Raw genomic sequence first — 7716 nt, forward strand, 5'->3', positions numbered from 1 at the left:
ACTTGAGATAATGGTTACGCGCAAATTTACATCTTCAAATATTAATCACTAAGATCGATCTCATTAAATAAAAAATCGGAGGACAGTCGTTTATCTCCGACCATTCTCCGATATATATAGACCAGGGCGCTACACCCCTACTTTTTTGAGAGACTCTCCTGGAGAGCAAGGTTTAATTTTTTCTTGCCCACTTCTTTTTCGACTCCCAGGACGATAACCATTTCCCGTACAAATTGTTTGCTCAACTCCGTAAGATACCGATCGCTAAAGGCGCTCATTCTCTTTTGGTCGTCATGTCGGCGAGCGAATAAATCCCTGATAAGCTCTCCATTGGATTCAAGGGTCGCATCCGCTAATCTGGCCGCAACTTCCCTGTCATTTTCTTTATAATCTTTGGGTAAATCCTGTGGGGGTTTTCGGATTAGATTCATTACTTTCCGGAGGATATAAAGGGACGCCACAGAGCGAACATAATCTGGAATTGGGTTTGTCGGCAACCAATATTCACCCCCAGTAATTTCGACCCGAAAATAGTCCTGGGCATCTCCACCAATTGATTTCTTTTCAATCCCTCTGATCTGGCCAACGCCGTGCTGTTTATGGACAATCCAATCCCCTTCGTGGAGCGTATCTTTTGCCATTGAATTTCCTTTCACCCCTTTTATTTAATCTGCGTATAAATACAAATTACACACTGCCGCAGCGACTTCAACATCGGAAGCACCAACATAAGGAGCAAATTTGAAATTTGGGAAAATGATGGATGCTGAACTTCACTCTAGCTGCCTGAAGGAAGGTCAACCGTAATACCTTTTTTCATCAGGGAAAACTATCAATTCCTTGCTGGCTGCTAATATGCCTATTATAGCACATTGGTTTCTTCTTAAAAACACCTTGACACTCCCCCACCCCGATGATAAACTACCTTTCGTCTGTTCACAGACAATCTTATTGAAAGGATCGCGCTCAAAATGATTATCCAAAAAACCTTCATCCCCGCAAATGTTTTTTTACCTCCTCGGAGTGCGCCTGTTCCTTCTTAGGAATACCCCCCTTTCTTAGTTGCCTAATTGGCCACGGTGCGCTCCGCATCGTGGCTTTTTATTTACCCCTGCTCAATCTTACCCCAGATCCAAGGAAAACCAAATGAACGAAACTCTTACATTCGATTTCCGCCAGGCAATCTCAAAGAACCGCTTAAAAGGGCTATGGCGAATGATGGTCGATTATCGCTGGCCCTATGTTGGAGCGACGATCTCACTGGCGATTTCAGCATTATCGAAAACACTCACCTATTTTCTCCTGCGCTATTTCGCGGATGTGCTGACTGGCGATTCAGCAGCCATCAACAATAATTATCCGCGGACATTTGCTTTGGTCGCATTGGGATTTGTTGGTTTATCCGTCTTTCAAGGCGCTTTCTCATTCATATCTGGCCGGCTGGCGGCATTTACCGCCGAAGGGATCGCCCGTCGTTTACGCGATTTCCTTTTCGATCATATCCAGCGGCTGAGCTTTTCCTATCACGGTAGCACCCCCATTGGCGACCTGATCGAACGGGTTACCTCCGATGTGGATGCGGTCCGCCGATTTTTCAATGAGCAGGCCATCGGCGTAGGCCGCATCGTCCTGATTTTCTTTATCAATTTCGCCGCCCTGCTTAGTCTTAATGCACGTCTGGCATGGATATCCGTGGTTACGATCCCCCTCATGCTGTATATCTCGATCTGGTTCTTTAAACGCGTTACAAAGCGTTATGAAAAATATCAGGAGCAGGCGACGGTCTTATCGACCACCCTTCAGGAGAATCTGACGGGGGTTCGCGTTGTCAAGGCCTTCGCCCGCCAAAAGCACGAAAAGGATAAATTTGAAGGCGATAATTGGGAAAAATTTCTGCGTGGTCGCCATCTGCTGATGATGCACTCGTTATTCTGGCCCATCTCCGATTTGGTTCTCGGCGGCCAAATGCTTTTTGGTTTCGTCTATGCCGCCATGATGGCGATCAATGGCGAGATCACGGTTGGAACATATGTCGCCTATGTTGGCTTGGTCGTCTGGTTGATTTGGCCGATTCGCAATTTAGGGCGTTTGATCGTGCAAACTTCTACGGGCCTGGTCTCTTATGGCCGTCTGATGGAAATAGCAAAACAGGATCGCGAACCACTGACCGAAGGGAAATTTCATCCCAACGGATCTGTGCGTGGCGAGATCGTTTTTGATGATGTCTCATTTGTTTATGACGACGAAAAATCGGATGGGACGCCCGTGATCAAAAACATTTCCTTCCGTTGCGAGCCCGGGCAAGCTATCGCGCTGCTTGGCTCGACCGGCTCTGGGAAAACCTCGCTGGTCAACCTGCTTCCGCGCTTTTACGACTACACCAGTGGCTCTCTCCGTCTCGATGGAGTCGAGCTCAGGGATTACCCTCGAAAATATATGCGTGCGCAAACGGGCATTGTGGAGCAGGAGCCCTTCCTCTTCTCCCGCTCGATCCGCGAGAATATTACCTATGGGGTGGGTCGCAAGGTAAACCAGGAGGAAATTGAAGAAGCTGCTCGTGCGGCAGCCGTCCATGAGGTCATCCTGACCTTTCCCGATGGCTACGATACCCTTGTTGGCGAAAAGGGTGTCACCCTCTCCGGCGGACAGAAACAGCGCGTGGCAATTGCCCGCACCCTGCTGAAAAATCCGCATATCCTGATCCTGGATGATTCAACATCCTCTGTGGACACTGAAACGGAAGCGGAGATTCGGACTGCGCTAAATAATCTAATGGAAAATCGGACCACCTTTATTATTGCCCATCGCATTCAGTCTGTCATGGTCGCTGATCTGATCCTGGTAATGGATCAGGGAGAAATTGTTCAAGCCGGTGTACACGAAGAATTACTGGCCGAAAAAGATGGGATGTATCGTGAAATTTACGAGATTCAAACCCGAATTGATGAAGAATTGGAGAAAGAAATTCAGAAATCGGATGTTGGAGTAAATCATGCCTGAAGATAATATCGAACTCGAAGAAGAAGAATATTCCAGTCAGCTCACCCTGCCTGTGTTAAAGCGCATCATTGCGCTTGTAATACCCCATAAATACTGGGCATTAGGATTTTTTGTCGCTATCGCCATTGTCTCTGTATTGGACGGCGTCCTTACCTATATCAATAAAAATATCATTGATCAAGGAATTGCGGTTGGCGACGTGGATCGATTGATGGAGCTGGCTGCGATATTTGGCGGCTTTATCGTTGTGCAGTCAATCATGGTCTTTATATTTGTTTATTTAGCCGGCGTACTCGGAGAACGAATTCAGTTTGATCTCCGAAAGCAGATGTTTGACCATTTGCAAAGCCTGTCGCTTGCCTACTATAGCCAGACCTCGGTTGGACGACTGATGTCCCGTGTTACCTCGGATTCTGGGCGGGTGGCAGACCTGATGACATGGGGTTTGCTCGATGTTACCTGGGCCATTACAAATATCACCACCTCTGTCATATTCATGACCATAATCAACTGGCGTTTGGCATTGATTGTATTTGCAATCATTCCTGTGCTGGTGATCGTCGGAATTAAATTCCGCCAACGAATCCTGGTCGAGTTCCGTGCATCACGGCGTGCCAACTCCAAAATTACGGGTGCATATAACGAAAATATCAGCGGTGTGCGTGTGGTCAAGGCGCTTGGCCGTGAAGATGAAAACCTGTCCGAATTCCAATTACTAACAGGAGATATGTACAGGGCTTCCTACAAGGCCGCCTGGCTTTCGGCGCTCTTCCTTCCCATTGTTCAAATTATCGCTGCTGTCGCGCTGGGTTCCATTGTCTGGTATGGCGGCATTCAGAGCCAGGCAGGACTCCTCACCATAGGCGGCATCCATGCCTTTGTTTCTTATCTGACTTTTATGCTCTGGCCGATCCAGGATATTGCCCGGGTATACGCAGAGATGCAACACTCTATCGCCTCGGCTGAGCGAATATTCAAATTAGTAGATACACAGCCGGATGTCCATAACCTCCCAGGCGCAATTGACGCGGAAACCCTGCTGGGTGAGATCGAGTTTGACCATGTGGATTTCTATTACGAGGAGCGCAAGCCTGTCCTGACAGATTTCTCACTCAAGGTAAAACCCGGCGAGATGATTGCTCTCGTTGGCCCAACAGGTGGAGGGAAATCAACGATAGTGAACTTGCTCTGTCGCTTTTACGAACCAAAGAACGGGCGCGTGCTCATCAATGGACGTGATTACACAGAATATACACTTGAGAGTATCCACGAGCGGGTTGGGATTGTCCTGCAAACCCCTCACCTCTTCTCTGGCACTATCCGTGAGAATATTCGCTACGGACGCCTCGGTGCAACAGATGAATCGATTGAAGAAGCAGCCAATATGGCAGGAGCGCACGACTTCATCACCTCCCTGGCGAAGGGCTATGAAGAGAATGTCGGTGAGGGCGGGAATCTTTTGTCCACAGGTCAGAAGCAATTGATCAGCCTCGCCCGTGCCGTCCTGTCCAAGCCGGAATTATTTATCATGGATGAGGCCACCTCCAGCGTAGATACTTTGACCGAGGCGCTCATTCAGCAAGGGATGAAAAATTTGATGTCGGGGCGAACCAGCTTCATTGTCGCCCATCGCCTTTCCACGATACGCCGCGCAGACCGAATTCTGGTTATTGAAGACGGGAAAATCGCAGAAACGGGAACCCACGCGGAATTGCTCCGCCAGCGGGGTCATTATTACCGCCTGTACACACAGCAGTTCCGCCAGGAGTTGGAGCAACAATACGGCGTTGCTGATGGAGGCAAAGAGAAAAAGGATGCCCCAGAGCCTATGGCTGCGGATTAGCTAAAAAGAGACGAGTTCAATAATACGTATAGGACTTACGTATTTTTATAGTCCTAGTCCCAATGCTCTGCGTTGGGATAATGTAGACAAGCAACAACGCAGAGCGTTGCAGCGAGAAAAATGGAATTTTGCGTAAGTCCTGACGTAGACAGGCACCTTGCTAGACCAGATGTCTGTTTTCTTTTTTAACTTTTCCATATGGGATTGTTTGAGACAATCTGATCATCAAAGATCTTTTGGGATACCCCAAAATTTGGGCGGGAAATTAACGAAAGGCCTCTTTTAATAATGCCTTTATGCAGATTGGCAAGCCTTTCTGGAGGATGGACTATATATTTTTTGACACATCTCATCATGCCCAATTACAGTTCTGCAAGGTTGCTGTTATGTTCCTAAGAAAAAGCATAGGTAAAATAGATGCAAATGTATGGAGGTTCTTCTCATGGCAGAAAAAACTGGAAAAGTTTTATACGTTGAAGATAATTTTGAGAACAGGGTTCTAATACGCCGTGTTCTCGAGGCTGAAGGCTACCAAATGTTTGAAGCTAGTACCGAGGATGAAGCTTTTAGACAGATTGGAGATCATCACCCAGACATAATTTTAATGGATATCAATATGCCCGACATGGACGGGTATACCTTGACTGCGAAGATCAAAGCAAAGCCAGAGTACAAAGGAATCCCAGTGATTGCAGTAACGGCAAATGTTATGCGCGGAGATAAGGAGCGGTCGCTGGGAGCCGGTTGTGATGGATATATACAAAAACCAATAGATGTTGATATTTTGACCGAACAGATTGAAAGATATCGGCTAAAAAAAGATAATCTATAGTCAGGAAAAAACACTCCAAAACAATTTTTCTAGGATAATTATGAATCAAATTACTGAACCCACTGGCAAATCCCCAGCACTGAAAGATGTAACAGTACTGGTTGTCGAGGACAATGTTTCCAATTTTGTTTTAATCGCTCGAATGCTGGGATACCTTGGCATACATTGTGAGTGGAAAACATCTGGATATGAGGTGGTAGAGTATGCTGATACACTTCATCGCCTCGATCTGATCTTGATGGATATTCGCTTACCATACGAAGACGGCTATGGCGCACTCAAAAAAATCCGCAATTCTGAGCGTTTGAAATCAACTCCGATTGTTGCGGTTACTGCTGAAGCCAGCCCCGAGCAGATCAAGAAAGCTCGGGCCGCAGGATTTAATGGATTCCTCGGAAAACCCCTTGATCCAGACCGATTCCCGGAACAAATTCGTCGCATATTGGCCGGGGATTCTGTTTGGGAGCTTCAATAAAAATACAACTATGATTGATCAAATCCCCCAGGAAACAACCCCACCTTTAACAAAACCAGAATTCAAAAGCCGGCTGGCCCGCTCAATGGTCCTGGCTTTACTCACATTTACAGTTATTCCAATTTCGATTATGGGACTGGTTGGTTTTTTGCGCGCACGAAATTTGCTTCAAGATCAGGTTTCATTACAAATCCACAGCATTGTGGACGGCCAGGCAGATACATTCGATCAGTCCATGAATACCAAAGAAATCCGATTGGCACGCATCGGTCGTCGCCCTGGCTTTCAGGAAGCAGCAGAAAATCTTATAAGAAACGATTCGAGTATTTATCGCAAACAATTACTGGAAGAATTCGATATCGTAAACCGCCCCGAAGGGCAACCTCTTTTTCACTCTTTCTTTATAATGAATCCTGAAGGCGTAATTTACGCTTCTACAAATTATGCCTGGCACGGAGTTTCATTGGCAGAATCTCCCTACTACCCTCAAATTACCGGAGAAGCAGACTCTGTTGGGCTTTACGGTCTCTCCCCACTCTTTCCTAATGAATTTTATATCTTTACAACCAAACCCCTAAAAGCAAAAACAGGGGAAGATCTAGGTATTTTAGTTGGGCTGACCGGAAAGGATGCAATAAAAGACTTTCTCAATGAGACCACTTTATTCAACCCCAGTACAAGCGCATATATCATTTCTTCCAATGGTGTTTATATTGGGATAGACCCATATACAAAACAATTGGTAGCCTTTGATCCCTCGCAGGAGCAGCAAAATGTATTCAGTAGTTTTTTGGAACAGCCTCCTCTTGAGGAGGCAGAAGAAATCTTCCACTCTTTAGATTTCGAAAATAACTTGGAGATACCGGTTGTTGCACAATCTCACCAAATTACATCAGTTCATAGCCAGGTTGTCCTTGAAATACCTAATGAAATCGCTTTCGGACAAATAGATAACCTGGTCCCCTTCTTTATCATCTTATTTATGATCACACTCATTGCAATGGGAGTAGTTCTTTGGGTCGCTAGCAGTCGGATTGTACAACCTATACAAGATCTATCTGAAACTGCTCGTAAATTTTCTGAAGGAGATTGGCTGGCACGCTTCTTTGTAAAACGCAATGATGAGATTGGAGAATTAGCTTATTCATTTAACCAGATGGCCGATGATTTAAGCACGTTATACCAGTCACTTCAATCTCAAGTTGAAGAACGCACCGAATACATCCGCACGGCTTCTGAGGTTGCCCAGAGTATTGCTTCAACCTTCAATTTGGACGAACTCTTCGGTAAAACAACTCGCCTGATTGTTGAACGCTTTGGATACTACCACGCAGGCATTTTCATGGTAGAGCGCTCCGGAACGACTGCTATCCTCAAATCAGCCTATGGTCCTTCGGCACAACAAATGCTGGAGCGGGGACATCGCCTGGATGTCGGATCTGCATCCATTGTAGGATGGGTGACAAAAAACAATCAGCCGCGGGCCGCCTCTGATGTTGGAGATGACCCTGTTCATTTTAGGAACGATCTTCTTCCTGAAACTCGCGCAGAAGCAGGCATCCCAAT

6 protein-coding genes are annotated in these 7716 nt (G+C 46.3%); 5 read left to right on the forward strand and 1 reads right to left on the reverse strand.

What is annotated here, in order from left to right; translation table 11 throughout:
- Nucleotides 1–137: 137 nt before the first annotated feature.
- Nucleotides 138–641: a CarD family transcriptional regulator gene (locus AC3DOM_RS13520; RefSeq protein ID WP_487919574.1), complete on the reverse strand. Its 504-nt coding sequence runs from the start codon at nucleotides 639–641 to the stop codon at nucleotides 138–140.
- Nucleotides 642–1146: 505 nt separating this feature from the next.
- Between AC3DOM_RS13520 and AC3DOM_RS13525 the strand changes: the two genes are divergently transcribed.
- From AC3DOM_RS13525 to AC3DOM_RS13545, 5 genes are all read left to right on the forward strand, one after another.
- Nucleotides 1147–3000 carry an ABC transporter ATP-binding protein gene (locus AC3DOM_RS13525; protein ID WP_487919575.1) on the forward strand — a complete coding sequence of 618 codons (1854 nt, stop codon included), beginning with the start codon at nucleotides 1147–1149 and terminating at the stop codon, nucleotides 2998–3000.
- Entirely contained in the window at nucleotides 2993–4843 is a 1851-nt protein-coding gene (locus AC3DOM_RS13530; protein ID WP_487919576.1) for an ABC transporter ATP-binding protein, read from the forward strand. The genes AC3DOM_RS13525 and AC3DOM_RS13530 overlap by 8 nt, the downstream gene beginning before the upstream one ends.
- A gap of 442 nt (nucleotides 4844–5285) precedes the next feature.
- Entirely contained in the window at nucleotides 5286–5675 is a 390-nt protein-coding gene (locus AC3DOM_RS13535) for a response regulator (protein ID WP_487919577.1), read from the forward strand.
- 40 nt (nucleotides 5676–5715) lie between these two features.
- Nucleotides 5716–6150: a response regulator gene (locus tag AC3DOM_RS13540; RefSeq protein WP_487919578.1), complete on the forward strand. Its 435-nt coding sequence runs from the start codon at nucleotides 5716–5718 to the stop codon at nucleotides 6148–6150.
- Nucleotides 6151–6160: 10 nt separating this feature from the next.
- Nucleotides 6161–7716: HAMP domain-containing protein (locus AC3DOM_RS13545; RefSeq protein ID WP_487919579.1), on the forward strand; the 1556-nt coding region annotated here is incomplete at its 3' end.

The sequence above is a fragment of the Candidatus Desulfolinea nitratireducens genome, from assembly GCF_982879505.1.

Bases quoted from the DNA above. Each gene is read 5' to 3' on its own strand.
- AC3DOM_RS13520 (WP_487919574.1), bottom strand. From the start codon at position 641: ATGGCAAAAGATACGCTCCACGAAGGGGATTGGATTGTCCATAAACAG.
- AC3DOM_RS13525 (WP_487919575.1), top strand. From the start codon at position 1,147: ATGAACGAAACTCTTACATTCGATTTCCGCCAGGCAATCTCAAAGAAC.
- AC3DOM_RS13530 (WP_487919576.1), top strand. From the start codon at position 2,993: ATGCCTGAAGATAATATCGAACTCGAAGAAGAAGAATATTCCAGTCAG.
- AC3DOM_RS13535 (WP_487919577.1), top strand. From the start codon at position 5,286: ATGGCAGAAAAAACTGGAAAAGTTTTATACGTTGAAGATAATTTTGAG.
- AC3DOM_RS13540 (WP_487919578.1), top strand. From the start codon at position 5,716: ATGAATCAAATTACTGAACCCACTGGCAAATCCCCAGCACTGAAAGAT.